Annotated in this window: 24 protein-coding genes and 1 pseudogene; 17 read left to right on the forward strand and 8 right to left on the reverse strand. The window is 67.7% G+C overall.

All coding sequences use genetic code 11. From position 1 onward, the window contains the following. Positions 1-7: 7 nt before the first annotated feature. The gene (locus tag J4O73_RS20225; protein ID WP_426220302.1) at positions 8-1,867 is read right to left on the reverse strand and encodes an ABC transporter transmembrane domain-containing protein; all 1,860 of its coding nucleotides are present in this window, start codon (positions 1,865-1,867) and stop codon (positions 8-10) included. 240 nt (positions 1,868-2,107) lie between these two features. On the opposite strand from J4O73_RS20225, the gene rpmE reads away from it, so the two are divergent. The 6 genes and pseudogenes from rpmE to J4O73_RS20255 all read left to right on the forward strand — a co-directional run bounded on the left by rpmE (position 2,108) and on the right by J4O73_RS20255 (position 8,511). After that, positions 2,108-2,407 carry a 50S ribosomal protein L31 gene (gene rpmE, locus J4O73_RS20230; protein ID WP_426220304.1) on the forward strand — a complete coding sequence of 100 codons (300 nt, stop codon included), beginning with the start codon at positions 2,108-2,110 and terminating at the stop codon, positions 2,405-2,407. 124 nt (positions 2,408-2,531) lie between these two features. Beyond that, positions 2,532-2,756 (forward strand): AbrB/MazE/SpoVT family DNA-binding domain-containing protein, encoded by a 225-nt coding sequence (locus J4O73_RS20235; protein WP_426220306.1) that lies wholly within the window; start codon positions 2,532-2,534, stop codon positions 2,754-2,756. Beyond that, positions 2,753-3,139 (forward strand): annotated as a pseudogene (locus tag J4O73_RS20240) (type II toxin-antitoxin system death-on-curing family toxin). Before J4O73_RS20235 ends, J4O73_RS20240 begins: the two are co-directional and overlap by 4 nt. A gap of 90 nt (positions 3,140-3,229) precedes the next feature. Beyond that, on the forward strand, positions 3,230-4,597 hold the full coding sequence (locus tag J4O73_RS20245) for an ABC1 kinase family protein (RefSeq protein WP_426220308.1): 1,368 nt from the start codon (positions 3,230-3,232) through the stop codon (positions 4,595-4,597). Between the two features lie 267 nt (positions 4,598-4,864). Further along, the gene (locus J4O73_RS20250; protein ID WP_426220310.1) at positions 4,865-6,871 is read left to right on the forward strand and encodes a L,D-transpeptidase family protein; all 2,007 of its coding nucleotides are present in this window, start codon (positions 4,865-4,867) and stop codon (positions 6,869-6,871) included. Positions 6,872-7,053: 182 nt separating this feature from the next. Continuing rightward, positions 7,054-8,511 (forward strand): DUF882 domain-containing protein, encoded by a 1,458-nt coding sequence (locus tag J4O73_RS20255; protein ID WP_426220312.1) that lies wholly within the window; start codon positions 7,054-7,056, stop codon positions 8,509-8,511. A gap of 10 nt (positions 8,512-8,521) precedes the next feature. Here J4O73_RS20255 and J4O73_RS20260 read toward each other — a convergent pair whose 3' ends face one another. Next, positions 8,522-9,034, reverse strand: a complete 513-nt coding sequence (locus tag J4O73_RS20260) for a hypothetical protein (protein WP_426220314.1) — start codon at positions 9,032-9,034, stop codon at positions 8,522-8,524. Between the two features lie 274 nt (positions 9,035-9,308). Between J4O73_RS20260 and J4O73_RS20265 the strand changes: the two genes are divergently transcribed. From J4O73_RS20265 to J4O73_RS20275, 3 genes are read left to right on the forward strand one after another with little or no spacing between them, the layout of a single operon-like run. Beyond that, positions 9,309-9,539: a ferredoxin gene (locus J4O73_RS20265; protein WP_426220316.1), complete on the forward strand. Its 231-nt coding sequence runs from the start codon at positions 9,309-9,311 to the stop codon at positions 9,537-9,539. Then, complete coding sequence (locus J4O73_RS20270) at positions 9,532-10,821, forward strand: NAD(P)/FAD-dependent oxidoreductase (RefSeq protein WP_426220317.1); 1,290 nt, start codon at positions 9,532-9,534, stop codon at positions 10,819-10,821. Before J4O73_RS20265 ends, J4O73_RS20270 begins: the two co-directional genes overlap by 8 nt. Positions 10,822-10,846: 25 nt before the next feature. After that, a complete protein-coding gene (locus tag J4O73_RS20275; RefSeq protein ID WP_426220319.1) occupies positions 10,847-12,100 on the forward strand; it encodes a cytochrome P450 in 1,254 nt (417 codons plus the stop codon). Between the two features lie 33 nt (positions 12,101-12,133). Here J4O73_RS20275 and J4O73_RS20280 read toward each other — a convergent pair whose 3' ends face one another. Beyond that, entirely contained in the window at positions 12,134-12,664 is a 531-nt protein-coding gene (locus tag J4O73_RS20280; RefSeq protein WP_426220320.1) for a DUF1465 family protein, read from the reverse strand. Positions 12,665-13,076: 412 nt separating this feature from the next. On the opposite strand from J4O73_RS20280, the gene J4O73_RS20285 reads away from it, so the two are divergent. Both J4O73_RS20285 and J4O73_RS20290 read left to right on the forward strand, forming a co-directional pair. Beyond that, on the forward strand, positions 13,077-14,405 hold the full coding sequence (locus tag J4O73_RS20285; protein WP_426220321.1) for a L,D-transpeptidase family protein: 1,329 nt from the start codon (positions 13,077-13,079) through the stop codon (positions 14,403-14,405). A 124-nt stretch (positions 14,406-14,529) separates the two neighbouring features. Next, positions 14,530-16,173 carry a calcineurin-like phosphoesterase C-terminal domain-containing protein gene (locus J4O73_RS20290; RefSeq protein ID WP_426220322.1) on the forward strand — a complete coding sequence of 548 codons (1,644 nt, stop codon included), beginning with the start codon at positions 14,530-14,532 and terminating at the stop codon, positions 16,171-16,173. Positions 16,174-16,179: 6 nt separating this feature from the next. On the opposite strand, the gene J4O73_RS20295 is transcribed toward J4O73_RS20290, so the two are convergent. Beyond that, on the reverse strand, positions 16,180-16,758 hold the full coding sequence (locus tag J4O73_RS20295) for a type 1 glutamine amidotransferase domain-containing protein (RefSeq protein WP_426220323.1): 579 nt from the start codon (positions 16,756-16,758) through the stop codon (positions 16,180-16,182). Positions 16,759-16,922: 164 nt separating this feature from the next. Here J4O73_RS20295 and J4O73_RS20300 point away from each other — a divergent pair, with 164 nt between their 5' ends. Further along, positions 16,923-17,126: a hypothetical protein gene (locus J4O73_RS20300; protein ID WP_426220324.1), complete on the forward strand. Its 204-nt coding sequence runs from the start codon at positions 16,923-16,925 to the stop codon at positions 17,124-17,126. 15 nt (positions 17,127-17,141) lie between these two features. Here the strand turns inward: J4O73_RS20300 and J4O73_RS20305 are convergent, their stop codons facing one another. Next, on the reverse strand, positions 17,142-17,537 hold the full coding sequence (locus J4O73_RS20305) for a hypothetical protein (protein WP_378969783.1): 396 nt from the start codon (positions 17,535-17,537) through the stop codon (positions 17,142-17,144). 364 nt (positions 17,538-17,901) lie between these two features. Here J4O73_RS20305 and J4O73_RS20310 point away from each other — a divergent pair, with 364 nt between their 5' ends. Continuing rightward, entirely contained in the window at positions 17,902-18,111 is a 210-nt protein-coding gene (locus tag J4O73_RS20310) for a cold-shock protein (protein WP_378969785.1), read from the forward strand. Between the two features lie 153 nt (positions 18,112-18,264). Continuing rightward, positions 18,265-18,495 carry an AsnC family transcriptional regulator gene (locus tag J4O73_RS20315; RefSeq protein WP_426220325.1) on the forward strand — a complete coding sequence of 77 codons (231 nt, stop codon included), beginning with the start codon at positions 18,265-18,267 and terminating at the stop codon, positions 18,493-18,495. Between the two features lie 16 nt (positions 18,496-18,511). Here J4O73_RS20315 and J4O73_RS20320 read toward each other — a convergent pair whose 3' ends face one another. Then, the gene (locus J4O73_RS20320) at positions 18,512-19,327 is read right to left on the reverse strand and encodes an inositol monophosphatase family protein (RefSeq protein WP_426220326.1); all 816 of its coding nucleotides are present in this window, start codon (positions 19,325-19,327) and stop codon (positions 18,512-18,514) included. Between the two features lie 44 nt (positions 19,328-19,371). On the opposite strand from J4O73_RS20320, the gene J4O73_RS20325 reads away from it, so the two are divergent. Further along, on the forward strand, positions 19,372-19,539 hold the full coding sequence (locus J4O73_RS20325) for a hypothetical protein (RefSeq protein ID WP_426220327.1): 168 nt from the start codon (positions 19,372-19,374) through the stop codon (positions 19,537-19,539). A gap of 201 nt (positions 19,540-19,740) precedes the next feature. Continuing rightward, positions 19,741-20,211 carry a DUF6101 family protein gene (locus tag J4O73_RS20330; RefSeq protein ID WP_426220378.1) on the forward strand — a complete coding sequence of 157 codons (471 nt, stop codon included), beginning with the start codon at positions 19,741-19,743 and terminating at the stop codon, positions 20,209-20,211. Positions 20,212-20,223: 12 nt separating this feature from the next. Here the strand turns inward: J4O73_RS20330 and ubiA are convergent, their stop codons facing one another. Together ubiA and J4O73_RS20340 are read right to left on the reverse strand one after the other, a co-directional pair. Beyond that, complete coding sequence (ubiA, locus tag J4O73_RS20335) at positions 20,224-21,189, reverse strand: 4-hydroxybenzoate octaprenyltransferase (RefSeq protein ID WP_426220379.1); 966 nt, start codon at positions 21,187-21,189, stop codon at positions 20,224-20,226. After that, complete coding sequence (locus tag J4O73_RS20340) at positions 21,186-21,734, reverse strand: hypothetical protein (RefSeq protein WP_426220328.1); 549 nt, start codon at positions 21,732-21,734, stop codon at positions 21,186-21,188. Before J4O73_RS20340 ends, ubiA begins: the two co-directional genes overlap by 4 nt. Positions 21,735-21,951: 217 nt before the next feature. Here J4O73_RS20340 and J4O73_RS20345 point away from each other — a divergent pair, with 217 nt between their 5' ends. Continuing rightward, positions 21,952-22,704, forward strand: coding sequence for a 16S rRNA (uracil(1498)-N(3))-methyltransferase (locus tag J4O73_RS20345; protein ID WP_426220329.1), 753 nt, complete (start codon positions 21,952-21,954; stop codon positions 22,702-22,704). The last annotated feature ends 187 nt before the right edge of the window (positions 22,705-22,891 follow it).

The raw sequence follows: 22,891 nt of genomic DNA on the forward strand, positions 1-22,891 counted from the left end.
GCGTCGCCTACTGCGCCGCCTCGCTCGGCACCGTCCGGCTCCGGCCCGTGTCCAGCCCACGCGCCGTCTCGTCCAGGGCGTCGGTGAATTGCAGGCTGGCCAACTGCGCATAGAGGGCACCGTAGGCGAGCAGGCTCTCGTGCGTGCCCGACTCCACGATGCGCCCATCATCGATGACGAGGATGCGGTCGGCGGCGCGGATCGTTGCGAGGCGGTGGGCGATCACGATGGTCGTGCGCCCCCGCATCAATGTGCCGAGGGCCGCCTGCACCGCGCGCTCCGATTCCGCGTCGAGGGCCGACGTCGCCTCGTCGAGGAGCAGGATCGGCGCGTCCTTGAGGATCGCGCGAGCGATGGCGATACGCTGCCGCTGGCCACCCGAGAGCGTCACGCCTCGTTCTCCCACCTGGGTCTGGTAGCCCTGGGGCAGAGCTTCGATGAAGGCGTGCGCGTTGGCGAGTTCCGCCGCGTGGCGCACCTCCGCGTCCGAGGCGTTCGTCCGGCCGTAGCGGATGTTCTCCGACACGGTGCCTGAGAACACCACCGGGTCTTGCGGTACCAGGGCGGTCCGGGCGCGCAGCGCCTCAGGATCGACGCGCGTCACGTCCACACCGTCGATCCGCACCTGCCCGCCCTGCGGATCGTAGAAGCGCAGCAGAAGCTGGAGCACCGTCGATTTGCCCGCGCCGGAGGGGCCGACGAGGGCGATGCGCTCGCCCGGCGCGGCCGTGAAGCTCAAGCCGTCGAGTGCCAGATGGCCGGGCCGCGTCGGATACGAGAAGCGCACCGCATCGAACTCGACGGAGCCGCGTGCGGGCTCCGGCAGCGGCAGGGCGGGCACGGGGGTCTTCACCGCCGGTTCCGCGCTGAGGATTTCCGTCAGCCGCTCGGCCGCGCCCGCCGACATGGCGAGGTCGCCGTAGACCTCCGACAATTGGCCCAGCGCCCCGGCGCCGAACACCGCGTAGAGGACGAATTGCGAGAGCTGCCCGCCGGTCATGGTGTGGCTGAGCACGCCCTGCGCGCCGTACCACATGACGCCGACCACCGAGGCCGAGATCAGGAAGATCGCCACGCCCGTGAGGATGGCGCGCGCCTGGATCGAGGCCCGCGCCGCGCCGTAGGCTTCCTCGGAGGCTGCCCGGAAACGGGATGCAGCGTCGGCCGAGCGCCCGAAGGCCTGCATCGTCCGCACGGCGCCGACTGCTTCCGCCGCGTAGGCCGACGCCTCGGCGAGCCGGTCCTGCGCCGCCCGCGAGCGGCGGCGGACCCCGCGTCCGGAGAAGATCAGAGGAAAGACGATCACGGGAATCGCCGCCAGCACCAGCACGGAGAGGCTGGGACTGGTGATCACCATCATCGCGATGGCGCCGATGAACAGGAACAGGTTCCGCAGCAAGATCGAGATCGACACACCGAAAGCGGATTTGATCTGCGTCGCATCGGCCGTGAGGCGCGAGACGATCTCTCCCGATTGCGCTCTATCGAAAAAGGCGGGGTCGAGAACCGTCAGCCGCGCGAACACGGCGGAGCGGAGGTCGGCGACTACGCGCTCGCCGAGGGTGACGACCGTGTAGACCCGCGCCGCGCTCGACAGGGCGAAGCACAGGACCACCCCGAGCAGGGCGACGAAATAGGCGTCGATGACCCCGCTGCCATCCTCGGAGAAACCGTGGTCGATCACACGCCGCATGGCGATGGGCACCACAAGGGTCGAGGCCGAGGCACAGGCGAGCGCCACGAGGCCCGCCGCAATGCGGACCCGGTAGCGCAGGGCGAAGGGGATGAGGGGGCGCAGCGCCTTGATCGGCGCCTTCGGCCGTGCCGGACCGGCGGCACCGTCGGCGGCTCTACCTTTGCGGGCCATCACGCCTCATCATTCACTCCCCGACGCTTGTTCCGGCGGGACGGCTGGGGTATACGCCGCCCCTTATCCGATTGCGTGTGTTCAATGGCCGCGGGCCGCCACCCGCTCGGCTTCCGACGCGCGGTTGCCATGAACTCCCCGTTCGATGCAACCGCGTAGACCCGTTTTAAAGTGGCAACCGGGTCGGGCGGCGCCCTTCGTGCCTCCCGCCGAGTGCGAGAACAATAGGGATCACGAGTCATGGCGAAGGCACCGGCAAAGGCACCGGCGAACGTAGCGGCCGTCCCGGCCAAGGCCCCGGCGAAGGCCAAGGGCGTGAAGACCGAGCACCCCGATTACCACTTCATCAAGGTGGTGATGACGGACGGCACTGAGTACCGCACTCGTTCGACCTACGGCGCCGAGGGCGACACGCTGAACCTCGACATCGACCCGTTGACCCATCCGGCCTGGACCGGCGGCGAGCAGAAGATGCTCGATCGCGGCGGCCGCGTCTCGCGCTTCACTTCGCGCTTCGGCAACCTCGGCGGCCGTCGCTAAGCGACCCCCGAAATTTGCAGTGGATGTTCGAGCGGGCGGTCCTTCGGGGCCGCCCGTTTTCGTTGGCGACAGGCTTTCGCATTGGGCGTTATACGTTGGTTGAACGTGGTTCGCGGAGGCTGTCGTGAAGCTCGAAGTGAAGAAGATCGGCAATTCGACGGGGCTCATCCTGCCGAAGGAGTTGGTCTCTCGCCTCAATCTCGAACAGGGGCAGTGGCTTCATGTGCAGGAAATGCCCGAAGGCGGCTTTCGCTTGACGCCCTATGACCCCGATTTCGCTGCGGCGATGGCGCTCGTCGATGAAGTCATGGACGAGTATCGGGATACCCTGAAAGTGCTCGCCAAGTGATCGAGCCCAGGTGGTTGAGCTTGGAAGAGGTTATCGCCGCTTAGGAGAAGCAACTCGTCCGGTTCGGTGGTCCTGGGGGGATTCGGGACGAAAACGCGCTCGCCTCGGCCTTGGCGCGACCTATCAACCGCTGGCGATACGAGCAGGCCGATCTCGCGACGCTTGCTGCCTCTTACGCGTTCGGCTTGGCCCGAAACCATGCCTTTTTGGACGGTAACAAGCGCATCGCATTCGTGTCGATGATGGTGTTCCTCCGTTTGAACGGCGTGCGTTTCGCGCCCGACCCCGCGCAGGCAACGACGGCGATCATCCGCCTTGCCTCAGGCGAGATCGACGAGGCGGGTCTCACCCGGTGGATCCGGGACAACTGGCCCACGGCCTGAGTTTGCCCCGCGTCCCGGCGTCCCGGTGCCTTTCTGCGGGCGGGGTCGAGCCATATCTCGTCTTCAATCACAGTCGAGATGCCAGAGACGATGTCCAGGGCCGAGAGAGACCGCGAAGCCAATCGCTTCACCGCCCGCGCCGGGCGCTATGCCAGCGTGGGCGCCAATGTGGGCGGTGTCGCCGCGCGCATGGCCATGTCACGCCTGTTCGGGAAGGAAGGCACGACCAACGCCGCGGCCCTCGCCGAGGCTCTGGGCGGGCTGAAGGGGCCGATCATGAAGGTGGCGCAGCTTCTGGCCACCGTGCCGGACCTGCTTCCGCCGGAATATGCGGCCGAGTTGCAGAAGCTCCAGGCCGATGCGCCGCCCATGGGTGCGGCCTTCGTGAAGCGCCGCATGCAGGCCGAGCTCGGAGCCGATTGGTCGAGCCGCTTCGGAAGCTTCGATCTGAAGCCCGCCGCCGCCGCGTCGTTGGGGCAGGTTCACCGGGCCACGACGAAGGACGGCCGGAACCTCGCCTGCAAGCTCCAGTATCCGGACATGCAATCGGCCGTCGAGGCCGACCTGAAGCAGCTCGAACTCGCCTTCGCCCTGCACCGGCGGATGAATTCGTGGCTCGATACCCGCGAGATCGCCAAGGAGATCGGCGCGCGGGTGCGCGAGGAACTCGATTACGAGCGCGAGGCCAAGCACGCACGCCTGTACGGTGCGGTGCTGAAGGACATCGACGCCGTGCGCGTGCCGGAGGTGTTTCCCGACCTGTCGACCGGACGGCTTCTCAGCCTCGGCTGGCTCGATGGCGAGAAGATCCTCGGCTTCACGGAAGGGTCAGTCGAGATGCGTAATCGCATCGCCCAGGCGATGTTCAAGGCATGGTGGCACCCGTTCAGCCGCGCGGCGGTGATCCACGGCGACCCGCATCTCGGCAATTACACGATCTTCCGCGATGGCGATGAGCCGGCGGGCATCAACCTGCTCGATTACGGCTGCGTGCGCATCTTCCACCCGCGCTTCGTCGGCGGCGTGGTCGATCTTTATCGGGGACTCCTGGAGAACGACGAGGCGCGCATCGTCCATGCCTACGAGGTATGGGGCTTCCGGGATCTCGACCGGGAGAAGATCGAGATCCTGAACATCTGGGCACGCTTCATCTACGGACCGCTCCTCGAGGACCGTGTGCGCACCGTGGCCGATGGGGTGAAGCCCGGCGAATACGGGCGGCGTCAGGCGTTCCAGGTGCACCAGGCGCTCAAGGAGCGCGGGCCGGTGACCGTGCCGCAGGAATTCGTCTTCATGGATCGCGCGGCGGTGGGTCTCGGTGCAGTCTTCCTGCACCTGCGCTCGGAGCTGAATTACCACCGCCTGTTCGAGGCCGAGATCGAGCATTTTTCGACCGAGGCGCTCGCAAAGCGTCAAGCCAAGGCGTTGAAGGACGCGGGGCTGCCCCAACCCGTTTGAGCGACAGCAGGACGGCGTGCGCCACCGCACGCCGCCGCTGTGCCAGTATCCGCGCCGGATGTTGAGGTTTCGCCCCTGTTCGTACGTCAACGGCCCTGAACTTCGCTGCATTCCGGCAGGACAAGCGACTTGGAAACGAAGCGGCAACGCGCCCGGAGACACAACCTCCGGGCGCGTTGCCGTCCAACGCCGTTGCTTAAAGCTTGGCTTAAGGGGATACAGCTACCCGTTGGGTGGCGGCAGTTCGGCCGCCGGTGGGAGGATCCGATGCGCATCCCGCGCTCCAACCAGGTCGCGCTGGCTGCCCTCCTTGCCGGGCTCATGGCCGGCGGACCGGGCCGTGCCGCCTCTCCCGAACCGACCCAGGCCTCCGTCGATGTCCCGTCGACGCCGTCCGTGGTGCCGACGCCGAATCCGGCTTCCATCACCGGTTCCAACGCGACGGGCGTGGTCAGCGACGACGCGGCGGCGACGCCTGCCAACCCCGTGACCGATTACAAGCCGCCGGAGCCCGCCCCCGACAGCGCGCCGACCCCGGCGCCGACGGCCTCCGCTCCGACGAGCCCGGTTGAGCCGATCCCGGCAGCGATCTTCGCGCGGCTTGCCGAGTCCGCCCCCCTTCTGACCCGCCTCGGCACCAAGGAGCGGGCGGCGATCAAGGCCTTCTACGAGGCGCGCGGCGACAAGCCGGTCTGGATTGCGGAGGGTGACTGGACGGTGGCGGCCAAGTCCATCGCAACTCGCCTCGCCGCGGCCGACGAGGATGGTCTCGATCCCCGCGCCTATCCGGTCCCGTCGCTTTCGGAGAAGCCTGAGGACAAAGCCGTGGCCGAGGCCGAACTGCGCCTCTCCGCTGCGGCCGTGCTTTACGCGCGGGACGCGAGGGGAGGGCGCACCAACCCGTCCTCGATCTCCCGTCTGATCACGCCCACGCTCGACCTGCCCACGGGCGATGCGGTGTTGAGCAAACTGTCCGAGGCGGGCCAGCAGGCGGGCGATGTGCTCGCGGCTTATAACCCCGCCTCCGAGGGCTATCGTGCGCTGAAGGCGCAACTCGCGCGTCTTCGCGGGCCCAAGGTGCAGGAGGCCAAGCCCCTGACCCTGCCGCCGGGTGCGACCCTCAAGGTCGGCATGCGTGACCCTCGCGTACCCGCTTTGCGGGCGTATTTCGGGCTCGATGCCAACTCGGCCGAGCCGACGCTCTACGATTCCGGCGTGGCCGATGCGGTGACGAAGTTTCAGCGCCTGCGGGGCCTGCCGGGCAACGGGGTGCTCAACAAGCGTACGGTCCTGGCGCTCGCGGAAACGGGCCGCGGGGCCAAGTCCTCCGATGAGCCGGAATTGCTCGTGAACATGGAACGCTGGCGCTGGCTGCCGCACGAGCTCGGGCCGGATTACGTGCTGGTCAACGTACCGGAATTCCGCCTGCGCGTCTTCCGCGACGGCAAGATGCGGGACGAAACCCGCGTGATCGTCGGCAAGACGGAATCGCCCACGCCGATCTTCTCGGGGATGATGGAATATGCCGTCGTCAACCCGTCTTGGTACGTGCCGCCCTCCATCCTGAAGACCATGGCGCCGAAGCTCGCGAGCTACGGTGGTAAGACCTGGGGCGGGTACGAGATCGTACGCCGCGGCGGTCACATCTCCCTCCGCCAGCCGCCGGGTGAGAAGAATGCTCTCGGCTTCGTCAAGTTCATGTTCCCCAACCAGCATGCCGTGTACCTGCACGACACGCCGAACCGCTCGCTGTTCTCGGCGTCGACCCGGGCGTTCAGCCATGGTTGCGTGCGTGTCGACGACCCATTCCGCTTCGCCGACACGGTGCTGCCGGACTGGACCGAGGAGCGCCTGAAGAAGCTCATCGGCAAGGGCGAGCGGACCATCCGTCTGCCGCAGAAGTTGCCGGTCCACATCGCCTACTTCACCACTTACGTGGATGATCTCGGTTCCTTGCGCCGAGTGCCCGACCTCTACGGCTACGATGCGCCGATGCGGGCCGCCCTCGGTCTGCCCGGCGGTGGTGGTCCGGCCATCGCCAAACTGCCGAAGGAGCCCGCGCGCAAGGTTGCCGAAGAGACCGGATCAACCGCTCCGCACAATCATGGGCCGTCGCGCCAGGCGGCTCCGGTGCGTGCCCACGCCCGCACCTATGCGCAGCCCGAGATGGACGCCTTCGATTCCCCCCGTGCCTCCCGCGGCGGGCGGCCGGAATACGGCGAACCCGGCCTGTGGACCCCGGCGCCCGCGCCCGTCAGCCGCTCTTTCTGGTAGCGGCGGCCACGCTTCCACGCCGAAGCGTGCGGGTTCGCACGACAGGGCACGATTTCGCCACGGTCCATGCTTAGCCGTTTCAGGCAGATGGCCGCGCGGCGGTCCGGTCCCCTCGGTGGCCGGGCCGGACAGGGTGCAGCCACGGATCACCCCGCATCGGGCGGGCTCCGGGAGGATGTGCCGTGCCGACCAGTCGCGTGTCCGCCCGCTTCGCCCGCCGATGGCTCGCGGCCGCGTCGGCCGTCCTCGTGGCGATCATTGCGGGTACGGCCGAGACCGAGAACGCCGTCGCCAACGGCGATACGCGCACCCTCTCCATCTACCACACCCATACGCAGGAAAGCGCCACCATCACGTTCAAGCGGGACGGGCGCTACGACCGGGCCGCCCTCGACCAGTTGAACTGGCTGCTGCGTGACTGGCGGATCAACGAGCCGACCAAGATGGACCCGCGCCTGTTCGATACGGTGTGGGAAGCCTACCGGCAGGTCGGCTCCGGCCAACCGATCAACATCGTCTCCGCCTATCGCTCCCCCGGCACCAACGCCATGCTGCGGCGGCGCTCGCGGATGGTCGCCGAGTACAGCCAGCACATGCTTGGCAAGGCGATGGACTTCTACCTTCCCGATGTTTCGATCGACCGGATCCGCGAGGTCGGCTTCCTGATGTCGCGCGGCGGCGTCGGTTGGTATCCGCGCGCTCACAACCCCTTCATTCATCTCGATGTCGGCTCGGTGCGCTCGTGGCCGCGCATGACGCATGACCAATTGGCCCGGCTCTTCCCAGACGGGAAGACCGTGCACCTGCCCGCCGAGGGACGGCCGATGCCTCGCTACGAGGAGGCGAAGGCCGAGATTCTGGCGCGGGGCGGCACAGTCGCCGGGATCACCACTCAGCTCGCCGCTGGCGAGGAGGAGGATGGCCCCGGCCTGATGAGTTTCCTGGCTGGGCTGTTCGGTGGCTCGAAGTCGGAGCCGGTCGCTCCGCCGCCTGTCGTGGCCTCGCGCAAGGGCGGACGCGCCCCGATCGTCGCCGTGGCCAGCGCCGATGCCGAGGATACCTCCGCCGCCAAGGCCGCCTTGGCCTATGCGGCGCCGGTTGCCGTTGCGCCGCCCCCCGCGTCGGCCGATGTCAGGTCGATGCTGACCGCCGAGCGTGACGTCGCGCCGACCGAATACGCGCTGCCTTCGGTTGTCGCGCCGCTGCCGCCGCGTCGTCCGAGCGAGACCGCCATCGTCGCGGCCGCCGCGCTCACCATGCCGCTGCCGCCGCCGCGCCCGGTTCAGTTGGCTGCCCTGGATGGCGGCATGGCCCTGCCGCTCCGGTCGTCGACGGCTGCCGCTCCCGCTCCGCAAGCCGCGTCGGCTCCGCATGCGAAGCTCGTCGGGCCGGATGCCGACGCCAAGGCACAGCTACGCTCGCTGTTCGAGGCCGTCTCGATGGGATCCGTCGCCAAGCCGGCCGGGCGCGACGTGCCGGTGCGGGTGGCGACCACCAAACCGCGTGCGGCGGCGCCCGACGTGCCCGTTGCCGCGACATCGGGCGTGACAACCCGCTTCGCGCGGGACGTGCCGGAAGGCGCACTTGCCGGCGACCGCTTCACGGCTCCGGGTTCGGCCCCGTTACGCCGGGCTCAGTGAGGCCTGAGCCTCACTCGTCGCTGTCGGACTCCACGGGCCGATAGTACCGGATCATGCGCCCGTCCGGATATTCGACCGTGCGCCGGTGCATCACGAGGTAGCCGGAGCCGACCGCCGACCCGAGCCGGTCGAACCGCGGATCGTCATAATCTACCGGAACGCCCGCTTGGCTGTAGACCCGATAGGCGGAGCGCCGGGGTGCGGGTCGCATCGCCTGCAATGTGACGATCCGGGCAGGTCGGCGGATCGTGTGGGCCACGACCACGCGCCGTGGCTGAGCAGCAAGCCGCTTCTGGGCGGCCACCTTCCTGCGCTGGACCCTCGGCGATGTCCGCGCCGACTCCGAGAGGGCGGCCGGAGTGTCGGGTGCGGCAGCCTGAGGCGCCGGAGCCGCAGGGGCGGCCTTGGCGGTTTCCGGCGGCCGTGGGGGCGGATCGGTCCATGTGGAGCCATCCGCCGCATGCACCGCGACCGTGCTGCAAAGAAAGGCAATGACGAGGCTGGAGCGCACGCCGAACGGCATGAAGACCTCCCGAAAAGGTGCTGCCGCACGAGCGGCGCAAGATTGCCAAACTGTATACAGCAATTGCGTGATTCGAGATATGGCGCGCCGCAATGAGCGACAATCTTTTATAGATGGATTGTCAGTCGATCCGGCGATTAAGTTAATCCTGTCATCGCGGAAGGATTGATCTCTCTCGTCGCATTTCGCCCGTTTCGGTGCGAACGATTCCCCTTTTGGTGCGATGCGAAGATCTGGCACGGAACCGCGATGGCTGCGCGTGGTTTGCAGGCCGATGCCAACGGACACTTCACCGGACGCCACCCCCCTCAGGGTCAGCGTCGATCTCAATCTCTGCCAAGCGTATGCGCAGTGCTGCTACGCGGCGCCGCGTCATTTCCGCATCGAGGGACGCGAGGCGCTCTTCTACGATCCTGCACCCTCGGCCACCGACCGCCTCGATATCGAGCGTGCCAGGCTGGCCTGTCCGGTCCAGGCGATCCGCGTCGAGGATCCCAATGCCTGACCGGGCGTCCGAACCACCTCCGGAGCGGATCGTCATCGTCGGGGCAGGGCTTGCGGGCCTGCGCGGAGCCGAGGCGATCCGTGCCGCCGGATTCGAGGGCACACTCACCATCGTCGGGGACGAGCCGCACCGGCCCTATGACCGGCCGCCCCTCTCGAAGCATGTGCTGCTGGGCTTGGTCCCTGCGGAGGCGAGCCGACTCCCGAGCGAACTCGATGATGCCGTGACGTGGCGCCTCGGTGTCGGAGCACGATCCCTCGACCGGGCGGCCCGGCGGCTGCATCTCGCGGACGGTCAGAGTCTCGATTACGATCGGCTCCTCGTCGCGAGCGGAACGCGGGCGCGGCCCTGGATCCATGACGACGAGGCGCGGCTCGACAACGTCTTCACCATCCGCACCCGCGACGACGCCGCCTTGCTGCAGCTTGCACTGGCGAAGAGGCCCCGGCGAGTGCTCGTGATCGGCGCGGGCTTCATCGGGTGCGAGGTCGCCTCGGTCTGCCGCGAACTCGACCTTCCCGTGGCGCTCGTCGACCCATCGCCTGCGCCGCTCACGCGCGTGCTCGGCGCGACGGTCGGAAAGCTGATCGGTGAGATCCATGAAAGCCGGGGCGTCGAAATGCGCTTCGGCACTGAGGTGTCGCATCTCGACCATCGGGATGGACGTGTGACGGGCGCCATCTTCGCGGATGGCGAGCGGCTTTCCGGGGATGTCGTCGTCGTCGCCCTTGGCGCCGTGCGCAACGTCGAATGGCTCGCCGGGGCTGGCCTCTCGGCGGATGAGGGCGGGGTCGATTGCGACGAGCACGGCTTCGTTCTCGATGAGCAGGGAAACCCGGATCACGCCCTTGCGGCGGCGGGGGATGTCGCCCGCTTCCCGCACCCGCTTTATGGCGGGCGCCGGGTCGCGCTGGAGCATTGGGGCCATGCGGTTGCGCAGGCGGAGTATGCGGGGCGGCTGCTCGCGGGCGCCGATCCCGTCGCGCCCTACGCGGCGGTACCGAACTTCTGGTCGACGCAGGGCGATATGGTCGTGAAGTCGGTGGGCCTCACGGATGGGGCGGATGCCGTCGCCATCGTGCAGGGCGACCCGGCCGAGCGCCGCTTCCTCGCCGTCTACGGACGAGCCGGGCGCTGTATCGCGGCCCTGTCCGTCGACAGCGCCCGCTGGCTTCCCGCCTATGCCGAGAAGGTCGCGACCGCCGCGCCGTTCCCTCCGGTCGAGGCCACCACCGACCGCCCCCTGCGTGAGCCCGAGATCCAAGATCCGGGCTTCGCCTGACCAAACGGCTAGGAGTCAAAAAAAGATGGCCGACGCCACCCTCCTGTCGCAGGTGAAGGACCCCGCGAACCGCGCGAATCCCTACCCGCTCTATGCGCGACTGCGCCAGAACCCGGTCTCTCATCAGGAGGACGGCACGCCGGAGGGCACGTGGGTGGCCGCGAGCCATGGCGCGGTCGCAAGTCTGCTCGGTGACCCGCGGGTGAGTTCGGAAACGCTGCCGCCCGCCGACAGGCCGAAGACTGGCAATCCGTTGAAGGATTACCTGATCAAGCCGATCAAGGACCGGATCACCGATCAGCACCGTCCCTTCATCTTTCGCGATCCGCCCGACCATGACACGTTGCGCGCGGCGGTGATGCACCAATTCACGCGGGAGCGCGTGCAGGGGATGCGGGAGCGATCCGATCGGCTCGTGGCGGAACTGCTCGATGCAAAGCGCGACGCCCATCGCTTCGACGCCGTGGACGACCTTGCCTATCCCTTGCCGGTGACCGTCATCTGCGAATTGTTCGGTGTGCCCCGCGAGGACGAGCCGCAATTCCATTCTTGGGCGACGCAGCTCGCCACAGCGCTCGAACCCGACAGCCTCACGGATGACGAGACCCGCGCGGAAAACAGCCGGACCTTCGATGCCATCGCCGATTACATGGCGGGTCTGATCAAGGATAAGCGGCGCCATCCCAAGGACGACATGCTCTCGGGCCTCGCCAACGAGGCGACGCCCTCGGGCGTGAAAATGGGCGACTACGACCTGATCGCCACATCGGTGCTGATGCTCGTCGCAGGCCACGAGACCACGGTGAATCTCATCACCAACGGCCTCCTGACCCTGCTGCGCCACCCGGACGAGCTCGAAAAGCTACGGGCCGATCCCGCCCGCGCGCCGAAGGTGGTCGAGGAATTGTTGCGTTACGAGCCGCCTGTCCAATTCCGGACCCGCACGACACTGAGCCCGATCGACATCGCCGGCGTGACGATCCCGGAAGGCGCGGACCTCGTGCTGCTGCTTGCTGCCGGCAATCGGGACGCCTCCGTCTTCCCCGAGCCCGATCGGTTCAATCCGGATCGGGTCGGCATCCGCCATCTCGGCTTCGGCGGATCGCTGCATTACTGCGTCGGCGCACCACTCGCCCGGTTCGAGGCCGAATCGGCTCTCACCGCCCTGACGCGTCGCCTGAAGAGCCCCCGCCTCGTCGAGGACCCGCCGCCCTACCGGCCGGGTGCGGCCCTGCGCGGGCCGAAGCATCTGCATGTCGCCATCGAGGGGATGGAATAGCGACTCGACTTAGGGCCGAGGCGCTCTCGTCCCTCAGCCCTCGCGCCGCCCGAACACCGCATGAAGCAGGCCCTGCTGGGCCGCGACCGGGCTCTCCACCGGGCGGGGCGTCGGCCGGTCTTCAGTGATCAGCCCGTCTAAGTGCAGGATGCGAGAGTGCAAGCGGCGGGTGCGCATGATCAGTTCCTGAAGCCGCAGCGGCAGAAGCGCGAAGGCTTCCGCCTTCGGCGGCTCGGTGGCGCCGAGCTTCACCCGATGCTTCTCCTCGGTCGCCTGGGCGGGCGTCATCTCGCCCTCGGCCACGGCGCGCTGCACCAGAAGCCACGAGGCGATCTGCATGAGCAGCGTGGTGAGGCGCATGCTCTCGGCCGCGTAGCTCAGGGTCGCGTCTCGCGAGACGAGGCGAGACTCGTCGCGCCCGTCACCGTCGAGGTAGCCCGCCGTTTCCTCCACGAGGGCCATGCCGTCGCGGAACAGGGCCTTGAATGCATCCGAGTGAACGTAGCTGGCGCCGAACTCCACCCAGTCCCGGTTGTCCCGAAACGTGACGTCGTATCCGTTCATCCTGCCTCCTGTGCCGCGGAGCGGCCCCGTCTGTCCCGGGCCGGACCAACCCCCGGCGGATCTCGCGGTGGCAACGCAATCCTAGCGCCTTACTCGCGCCGATGCGAAGTTGACCTCTCGTTAACCTTAAACCGCCAGAACGGCCGATCGGCGAATCTTCGAGAGAATGTGAGCAGATCGCCGCCGTCTCCGTGATCGCCGCTGCGTAGCCGCCTGTGGATCGCGATTCCGGCTCATCGACTGTGGCGTGCGGGACGCACTCGCCCGAAGGTGGGCGTCGACGTGCGCCGCCGCACGGCGGCGCCACATTCCGGCCCCTTCGATAGGGAGTGTTAAAACCCGACACGACACGGTGCGGCCATCGTCACAGGCCGTCCGTGCCAACCGAAATCTGGACCAGAGCCAGCCACCGATGCGCAATCAGGCACCATCCCGGTTCACCACCCCCCGCCTCACGGCCCTGCTCGGACTCGCCCTCGGCACAGCCGCGGCGTCCGCCGCCATGGCCGCTCCGGCGCGTGATCAATCCGGTTACGCGCAGGCCGAATGGGCGCAGGATTACGCGGCGCCCGCCGCAATGCAGGTTCAGCGCGAGACCGTGCCGATCCTTTCGCCCCAGACCGTGGCGGCCACCGAGCAGATGGTCGAGAAGTACCGCGAGATCGTCTCGCGCGGCGGCTGGCGCCCGGTGAACGGCGCTGAGCGCCTGCGCATCGGCTCGAAGGGCCCGGCCGTGGCCGCCGTCCGGCAGCGCCTGATCGTGACGGGCGATCTCGACCCGGCCTCGGCCAATACCGGCGTGTATGATTCCTACGTCGCGGCGGGCGTGAAGCGCTTCCAGGCCCGCCATGGCCTCAGCCAGACCGGCGCCATGAGCGCGGCGACCGAGCAGGCCATGAACGTGCCCGCCGAGATCCGCCTGCGCCAGCTCGAGACCAACGTGCTGCGCCTGCGCTCCTATTCGGGCGATCTCGGACGCCGCTTCGTCATCACCAACATCCCGGCCGCCCTGGTGCAGACCGTCGAGGACGGGCGCATCGTGACGCTGCATGCGGCGGGCGTCGGCAAGATCGATCGCCAGTCGCCGATCATGAACACCAAGGCGACGCAGATCAATTTCAACCCGACCTGGACGGTCCCGGCTTCCATCGTGAAGAAGGACCTGATCCCGAAGATGCAGAAGGATCCGAACTACCTCACGGATAACCGGATCCGCATCCTGTCGAACGGTCAGGAAGTCTCGCCGAAGGCGGTGAACTGGAACTCGGACGAGGGCACCCGCTATACCTACCGTCAGGATTCGGGCGCCGACTTCAACTCAATGGGCATCGTCCGCATCAACATCCCGAACCCCTACGGCGTGTTCATGCACGACACGAACACCAAGGGTGTGTTCGGCGACGACTTCCGCTTCATCTCCTCGGGCTGCGTGCGCGTGCAGAACGTACGCGAGTACATCACGTGGCTGCTCAAGGACACGCCCGGCTGGGGCCGCGAGCAGGTCGAGCAGGCGATCGAGAGCGGGAAGCGCGTCGATGCCACCCTGTCGTCGCCGGTGCCGGTCTACTGGACCTACATCACCGCCTGGGCGACCCCGGACGGCGTCGTGCAGTTCCGCGACGACATCTACAAGCGTGACGGCGTGAACGTGCCTTCGACGATCAGCGCCCCGACCCCGGTCGCCAGCGCCGAGTCGACCATGCCGCAGACCTTCGAGCCGGGCGACGAAGACGCCAACTGATCGCTCGACCCTCTGAAATGAGATGGCCCGCGCTTCCCCGAAGCGCGGGCCTTTTTCGTGGTCGAACTGTCACGCGACGGTCGCGGAAATCTGGTGGTTCGGCCACGCAATCGAGGAGCCGACGATGCCGCCCCTGACCCGTCGCGAGACCCTCGCAAGTACTCTCGCAGGAACCCTTGCCGGTGCCGCCGCCCTGACGCTCGCGTCGGGGCATGCCTCAGCGCAATCCACCGAGGCGACGGGCACCATCTACGCCCTCGACGGCGCGGCCCGCTCGCCTCTGCCGGGCGTGCTCGTATCGAACGGGCAGGAAGTGACTCGCACCGATGCGCAGGGGCGCTACCGCTTGCCGCTGCCGGGCGACGGCGCGGTCTTCGTGATCAAGCCACGGGGCTACGCCCTACCGCGCGATGCCGACAACGTCGTCCGCCACAGCTACATCCACCAGCCCGAGGGGACGCCGAAGGATCTCGGCCTGCGCTACCGGGGCGTCGACCCGACCGGTCCGCTTCCCTCCACCATCGACTTCACCCTGACGAAACAGGACGAGCCGGAGGATTTCGACGTCCTGCTCTTCACCGATCCGCAGCCCGAAAGCCGCCACGAACTCGATCACGTCCGTGACACGGCTGTGAATCGCGCGATGGCCATTCCGGCGGCCTTCGGCATCACCACCGGGGACGTCCTGTTCGATGACCTGTCGCTCTACGGCCGGTCGAACGCCATCGTCGGGCGGATCGGCATTCCCTGGTATTCTCTGCCCGGCAACCACGACCTGAACATGCAGGCGCCCGATGCTCGCTTCAGTCGCGAGACGTGGAAGCGCGTCTTCGGCGCGCCGTCCTTCGCCTTCCAGCACGGCAAGGCGCTGTTCGTGATGCTCGACAACGTCGTGTGGCTCGGGCCGCCCGTCGCCACGGGGGCGAACACCTACGAGGGGCGGATCGGCGAGCGGAACCTCGCGTTCCTGCGCAACTTGCTGGACCAGGTCCCGTCCGACACCCTGATCGTCCTGGCGACTCATATTCCGTTGCACACCGATTCAGCGACCGGCAGCAAGCAGAACGAGACCGCTGACCGGGCAGCGCTTCTGGAGATCGTGAAGGGGCGGAAGGTGCTCGCGATCTGCGGGCACACCCACACGACCGAGCACCATTACCTGACGGACGATCTGCACCATCACGTCCTCACCGCCGTGTCGGGATCGTGGTGGAGTGGGCCGGACACGCGAACTGGGATCCCTTCCGCCGACAGCCGTGACGGGACACCCAACGGCTTCCATGTCCTGTCGGTGCGCGGCACGGCCTACACGACCCGCTACGTGCCCGCCCAGGGCGAGCCCGACGGCGCGATGCGGATCGCCTTCGAGAGCCAGATCCGCACCGGCGCCACGGAAATGGTGCGCGCCACCCGGCCGATGGAGGGCCTCCGCCCGCCGATCCCGCAGGACGCCCTGACCGATGGGATGGTGGTGGTGAACGTGTTCGATGGCGGGCCGAAGACGCGTCTTACGGTGCGAGTCGGCGGGCGTGATCCCGAGCCGATGGTCCGCACGCGGCGGCCCGATCCATTCGTGACCGAACTCTTCGCCCGGTATCCCGAGACGAAGAAGCCCTGGGTTCAAGCCATCCCCTCGAGCCATATCTGGACGGCGCGCCTCCCGGCGGACCTGCCGCCGGGCGCGCACCGGATCGGTGTGGAGGGCAGCGACGAATACGGCCGTCCCATCCGGTCCGCCGCGGTTCTGGAAGTGACCCGCGGCGGGTAGGGTGGCTCAGGCCGCGAGCTGGCGCTGGCCGTGGCTTCCCTCACCGATCTCCTCGATGATCTTCGCGCAGAAGGCATCGAGGTCGTTCGGGTTGCGGCTGGTGATGATGCCCTGATCGGTCACGACTTCCTTGTCATGCCACTTGCCGCCCGCGTTGATCACGTCGGTCTTGATCGACGGGAATGACGTCATGTCACGGCCTTTGGCGGCTCCGGCTTCGATCAGCAGCCACGGGCCATGGCAGATCGCAGCGACGACCTTGCCGCTCGTCAGGAACGTCTTGATGATCTCCAGAGCCTTCGGCTCAAGGCGCAGCTTGTCCGGGTTGATCTGACCGCCCGGCAGGACCAACGCGTCGAAGGACGACGCATCGACCGTCTCAAGGTCGGCATCGACCTTCACGTCCTTGCCCCAATCGGTCTTGTCCCAGCCGCGGATGCTGGTTTCGCCCTGCCGGGACTTCGGCGCCGCGACGGTGACGGTAGCGCCCGCCTCCTTGAGCTTCGACTGCGGCACGGTCAGCTCGCTCTCCTCGAAGCCGTCTGTGGCGATGATGAGAACCTTGGCTTGCTTGATGTCGGTCATGGGGGATCTCCCGTTCGTGGAGTTGTCCCGCAAACGGGTCAGCGCATCGCGTGTTCCCGGCCCGAACCGGGACGCTTGGCCCCATCGGCCAGCCGCTGGAGACGCCGGAACAAGGCCGTGCCGACCCCGTTGGACCCACACCCGGACGCCTCAGGAGAATTCTCATGGTCAATCCAGGCATCCCCGATCCGACACCCGGAGATCTGCCGCCGCCCCCGCCGCCGCCCGATCAGGAGCCCGATATCGGGCCGACCGGACCGCGCACGCCCTATCCGGTGAACGATCCCGGCGTAGGGGAGCCCGGTGGACCCGGTTCCGAGCCGGACGTGTTTCCCGGCTCCCCGACCGATCCCGGCACGCGGATGTAGCGTTCGGCCCTCGCGTCAGTGCCCGCCGTGAGAGGCGCGCACGTCACGGGGTGCATTGAGAATTTCGGAGAGGCTCGTCGCCACGTGACGGGCCTCTTCGTCCGTCAGGCGCAGCTGGAACGGCGGCAGGGCCCCCGCCTGGAACGCGACGACCGCCTGCCCATCCTCGTCGGTGCCGACCTCGATGGCGGCCGAGGTCACGTCAAGCATGGCGACGTCCTCGCCCATCGAATCCGCGCCCTCCGGCTCGTCGCCTTCGTCGGAGTCGTCGATCGCGGTGAGCAACTGGCCGACGGCGCGCACCAGCGCGCGGGCGGCACGGGCGTCCATCACCACGGCCGTCGCCTGATCGTCCTTTTGAAACGAGAGCTGGATGTTCGCGCCATCCAGCGAGACCGAGATGCCTGCCATATACCGCCCGGAAGCCGATGTGTGCGCCCGCCCCGCCCGACTTTTTCGATCGGATCGCGGCAAGGCCCTGTCCCAGCCGTAAGAGGCTGTTCCCTCTGTTCTATATGCACCGCCGGGGCGGGAAATCACAGGGGCCGGAGGGGTGCGGCAGATACCCGGTCCGGTTGCGACGTCGGCCATGCCTTGTTGCTGCCGCAGCGGCGGCCTATCTAAGTCCTCGGGGGGCAACACCGGTCGAGACCGACGCTCACGCGAGAGGTTCCATGTCTCGCGCCCCGCCGCTCTGGAAAAAGCCAGACAGACCGTCGTGCATGCGCGGCAGCGATGCTGCGCGCACGAGCTATGGACGAACGAGGTACACTACGTGAATACCGGCACTGTAAAGTGGTTCAACGAGACCAAGGGCTATGGCTTCATCCAGCCCGATGACGGCGGTAAGGACATCTTTGTCCATATCTCCGCGGTCGAGCGCGCCGGAATGCGCAACCTAGTCGAAGGTCAGCGGATTTCTTACGAGATCCTGCAGGACAAGCGCAGCGGCAAGGACGCTGCCGCAAACCTCCAGGCCGCTTGATCGGCCGAGGTTCTGGAGCCGCCTGAACCGGCTCCCTCGACAGCCGTCCCGGGCGCCTTCGCGTCCGGGACAGCGCAGAAGACCCATAACGAGAAACGACGCCGCGCGCGCAGCGACGCGCCGGTCCAGACAAGAAAAGAAGTCGATATTTCAATGCAGTTCGAATATACGCGGCGCCGCAGCGTTCGCTCTCCCGTCACCGACGCGCCCACCTTCAAGGTCGGCCGCCTCGCTGATGCCGACCGTACCGGTCGGGATATGAGCCACCTGATCGACCGCTCCTACAACTACCATTCCTCGCGCGAGCTTCACTGGCATCTCGCGGACCGTCTCGGCCTCGCGCCGAACGCGGTCTCGCTGCGGGAAACCGTGGCTGCCGCCTAAGCGGAGACGGGGCGCTTCAGGCGCCCCAGGCCGCGATCACGGGATCGCGTAACGCCGTCGACAAGGCGACGAGTTCGCCGTGGATCGGCTCAGGCCGGTTATAGACCGTTGCCTGGCCGCTCATCGTACCGACCAGGCCTCCCGCTTCCCGTAGGACAAGATCCGCCGCCGCGAGATCCCAATCCCGCGCGTCGGATGAGATCATCCCCACATCGACCGAGCCTTCGGCCACGCGCACCAAGCGCAAGGCCAGCGAAGGAATTCGGTCGATGCGCACGAAATCTGGATCCGGGCCCGCACCACGGGTCAACCGATCGAGCATCGGCTTCGGGCCGGTAATCCGCGCCGCGCGGAGCGACGTGCGTGGATCGACAACGATCTTCTGTTCGTCCCGGAAGGCACCCTGGCCTCGCACCGCCTCATAGGCAACGCCGAGGGCTGGGGCGTGGACGAAGCCGATCAGCGGCTCGCCCTTGTAGAGAAGCGCCACCGCGATCGACCAATCGGGATGCCCCGACAGGAAGGCACGCGTGCCGTCGATCGGATCGACGATCCAGACGAGGTCCCGCCCGATCCGGGCGGGGTCATCCGCCGTCTCTTCCGAAAGCCATGCGGCCTGCGGCACCATCTCGCTCAGGCGAATCTTCAGGAAGGTGTCGACGGCGACATCCGCCTCCGTCACCGGCGAGCCGCCCGCCTTCGACCAGATCCGTGCCGTGGTCTGCCCGCCATGCCGGAAGAAGGGCTTGGCGATCGCGGCCGCCTCGCGCATCACCGCGCGCAATTCGGGCATCAGGCCTGCCACGCTCGCGTCGGTGAAGGGTTTCGACATCACGGTCCTGTGCGGGACTTGTCGGCACCAGCGCGGAGACCGTCGTGCAGGGCACGACCGACGCCGGACTCTACGATCTAGGGAGACCGGTGCCGATCCTCATCATTGTTCTAAGCCGCATGACCCATCGCGACAAGCGCGACCATGACGGCCGCGCCGCCGCACCGGCGGGGTTCTTACAGGCCCGAAACGGCATGATGAATCGAAGTTGAAGCTCGCTCGCAAGAAATCGTTGATCATTCAAGAAAGCATTGAGCATTCCGTCAGTGAAGTCCTTGTCCAGAATCGCTTAACTAGAGCTCTTAAGCCGTAACGAGGAAGAGCGATGCGAATTTGCTGCGCATAACGGATCGCCCGACTGGGGCCGCCACTTGCGAGAATCGCAAAAAGGCGTTGAGGCTCGAACGATGGATATGCGTGACCACCGCGAAGAACCGGCCCTGACGATGCCCGCCTTCGTGGCGTCGTCCCTGCCGGTGATCGGTCGCCTCGCCGCCGCGCGCCCGGCCGTCGGCATCGCGCTGGCCTATGCCGACGACGATGCGGAGATCTGCGAAGAGGATCGCTTCCTCCTGCTGCTGGTCGACGCGGAGGGCCAAACGCTCCAACGCCTCGGCCCATTCATGGAAGAGGATGTCGTCGCGACGTGGCGAGACCTCGCCAACAGCGCCGGTCTCGTGCGGATGATCATCCGTGAGGATGGCGTCCTCGTGCCTGTCTCACAGCAGATCGGCCGCCTCAGCCTCGGCCGGATCCGGATCCGCCGCCGTCATGCCGGTCTCGGCGCCCGCCGTCCGCGTTTCCTGGCCCGCCGCAAGACCGGCCGTCTCCCGGCCCGCCCGCAGATCTTCCGCGGCGAGGCCGAAATCATCGCCCGCTCGTGAGCGGTCCTGTCTTCAGGCAAGTCCCTTCACGAGTGCGTCGGCGGTGAGCCCGACGAACAGGATCAACCCCGCATCCCGGTTCGACCGGAACAGGCGTAGCGCCCCGGCCCCGTCGCGCTCCTGAAGCCGCCGGACCTGCCACGCGAGATGCCCGGCAAAGGCGGCGACGCCGAGGGCGCCCACAGGTCCCGCGCCAGCCCGCCACGCGGCAAGGCCCACGAACAAAGCCGCCAGCCCATAGCAAAGGCCCACCGCCATCTTGAGGCGACGGCCGAAGAGGCGGGCCGAGGACCGGATCCCGGCGATCTCGTCATCCTCGATGTCCTGCACGGCATAGATCGTGTCGTAGCCGACGATCCACGCCACCGTCCCGGCATAGAGCAGCAGCGGCGCCGCATCGAGCCGTGCGAAGACGGCGGCCCACCCCATCAGCGCCCCCCAGGCGAAGGCGAGGCCGAGCACGAATTGCGGCAGGGACATCACCCGCTTCATGAACGGGTAGATCGCCACCGGCAGCAGCGAGAACAGGCCGACCACGATGGCGTGGCCGTTGAACTGCACCAGCACCGCGAAGCCGACGAGCGCCTGCGCCAGCAGGAACAGAGCCGCATGCCGCACCCGCAATTGCCCGGAGGGGAGGGGGCGCAAGCGGGTGCGCTCGACCTTCGCGTCGAGGTCGCGGTCGGCGATGTCGTTATAGGTCGAGCCCGCGCCGCGCATGGCGATGGCGCCGATCAGGAAGAGCAGGCAATCGACGGGGTCGGGGAAAGTCCGGTCGGCGGCAATGGCCGCGAGGGCGGCCGACCACCAGCATGGCAGCAGCAGAAGCCACCAGCCGATCGGCCGGTCGATCCGCGCGAGGCGCAGGTAGGGGCGCCACGCAGGCGGCGCGTGGCGATCGACCCAATGGCCTGCGACCGCGTCGGCGGGGCGCCTGTCCGGAAAAGAGGCCCCGTTGGCGGGTGGAAGCGGGTTCAGAGCGCGCCCTGCGGCAGCTTGAACGAACCGGTGAGGCCGGGGCCGCCGAGCAGGCCGCCACCGCCGCCATTCTGCGCCTGGGCGCGAGCCTGCGCTTCCATCTTCGCGGCCTGGGCCGCGACGCCGCAGATCTGGGTGCGGATGCCGCTGACCTTGGCGTGGTCGGCCTTAAAGCCTTCCGCGAAGGAATCGGGGATCGAGCACCACTCACGGTTGGCCGAGATCCACTTCATGCCCTCGGCACCGTTGGAGACGAGGCGCCCGAACAGGCTGCACGCCTCGGCGGGCGTCATCTTCTTCTTGGAGGTCGAGGCCGCGTTGGCACGGCCGACCAGCGCCTTGCGCTCGGCCAGCGTCTTCTGGATGGCGCCGCAATCGCTGTTCCCCGCCGGGGCCGCCGCCTGGGGCGCGGCCTGGGCAGGCGCGGGCTGCGACATCGACGGCTGAGGCATCGGCATGGTCATCGACTGCGCCGAAGCATTGCCGGACACCAGGAGGCCGGCCGCCAGCGACGCCGCTCCCAGCACGAAGCTCCTGTAGGTCATTTCGAGACTCCCTCGACTCGCTGCCTCGTGCCGCCGAAGCGTTACGAGAACGTTGCTACCGCCTTCGCCATAGGAATGTGGCGTCAATCGAGCGGTCGGGTGCTTCTCCCGTGTGACCCTGGGGAGGATTGCGAAATCTCCTCCCTGTCGCATCGCGGCCACACCCACGGGAGCGGGCTCCGTTGACTCCCGAGTGGGCCCGCGCGACCACCCGGCCATGCCCGCCTATGATTTCAAAGCGCCACGCCTCTTCGTGGAGACGCCCCTCGCAGCCGGGACGGTGATCTCCCTGGAACGGGCCCAGGCGAATTACCTCATCAACGTCCTGCGTCGCGGTGAGGACGATCCTGTCTTGGTCTTCAACGGCCGCGACGGGGAGTGGCATGCGAGCCTCGTCGCCACGGGCCGCAAGGACGGCGAGCTTCGCCTCGTGAAGCAGACGCGGCCGCAGCATCCTGCCGCCGACCTGCATTACCTGTTCGCTCCGCTCAAGAGCGCGCGGCTCGATTACCTCGCCCAGAAGGCGGCGGAGATGGGGGCGGGAACGATCCGCCCCGTCCTCACCCGTTTCACGCAGGGCGACCGGATCAACATGGACCGGCTCAGGGCCAACACCATCGAGGCCGCCGAGCAATGCGGCATCCTGGCGATTCCCGAACTCGCGCCGCCGTGTCGCTTGGCAGAGGCGTTGACCACACTCGACGCGGGCAGGCTCCTCGTCTTCTGCGACGAGGATGCGCCGATCTCAGACCCCGTGCGCGCCCTGTCCGAGGCAGCCGATCCCGCTCGACCCCCGCCGCTCGCGGTGCTCGTCGGGCCGGAGGGTGGTTTCTCCGAGGAGGAGCGGGTGGCGATCCGGGCCCGACCCAACACGGTGGCGCTGTCGCTCGGCCCACGCATCCTGCGGGCGGATACGGCGGCGGTGGCTGTTCTGGCCCTGGTTCAAGCAGTGCTGGGCGATGGCCGTTGAGGGGCGAGTTTTTGGTGTGCCCGCGCACATCGCGATTTTGCGCTGGGAATAACGGCCCATCATCGCCCACAGCTGCGCTTTCTCGAAGCGGGCGCCTGCGTTGTCCCCCAGCGCGCTCTCAATTATGTGCGTGGTCGGACGCCGCCCGCGCCGCCGACCCGTCGCGGCTGGCGGTCGCCCGTCCGAC

The sequence above is a fragment of the Methylobacterium sp. NFXW15 genome (assembly GCF_049887755.1).
Lineage (GTDB): Bacteria > Pseudomonadota > Alphaproteobacteria > Rhizobiales > Beijerinckiaceae > Methylobacterium.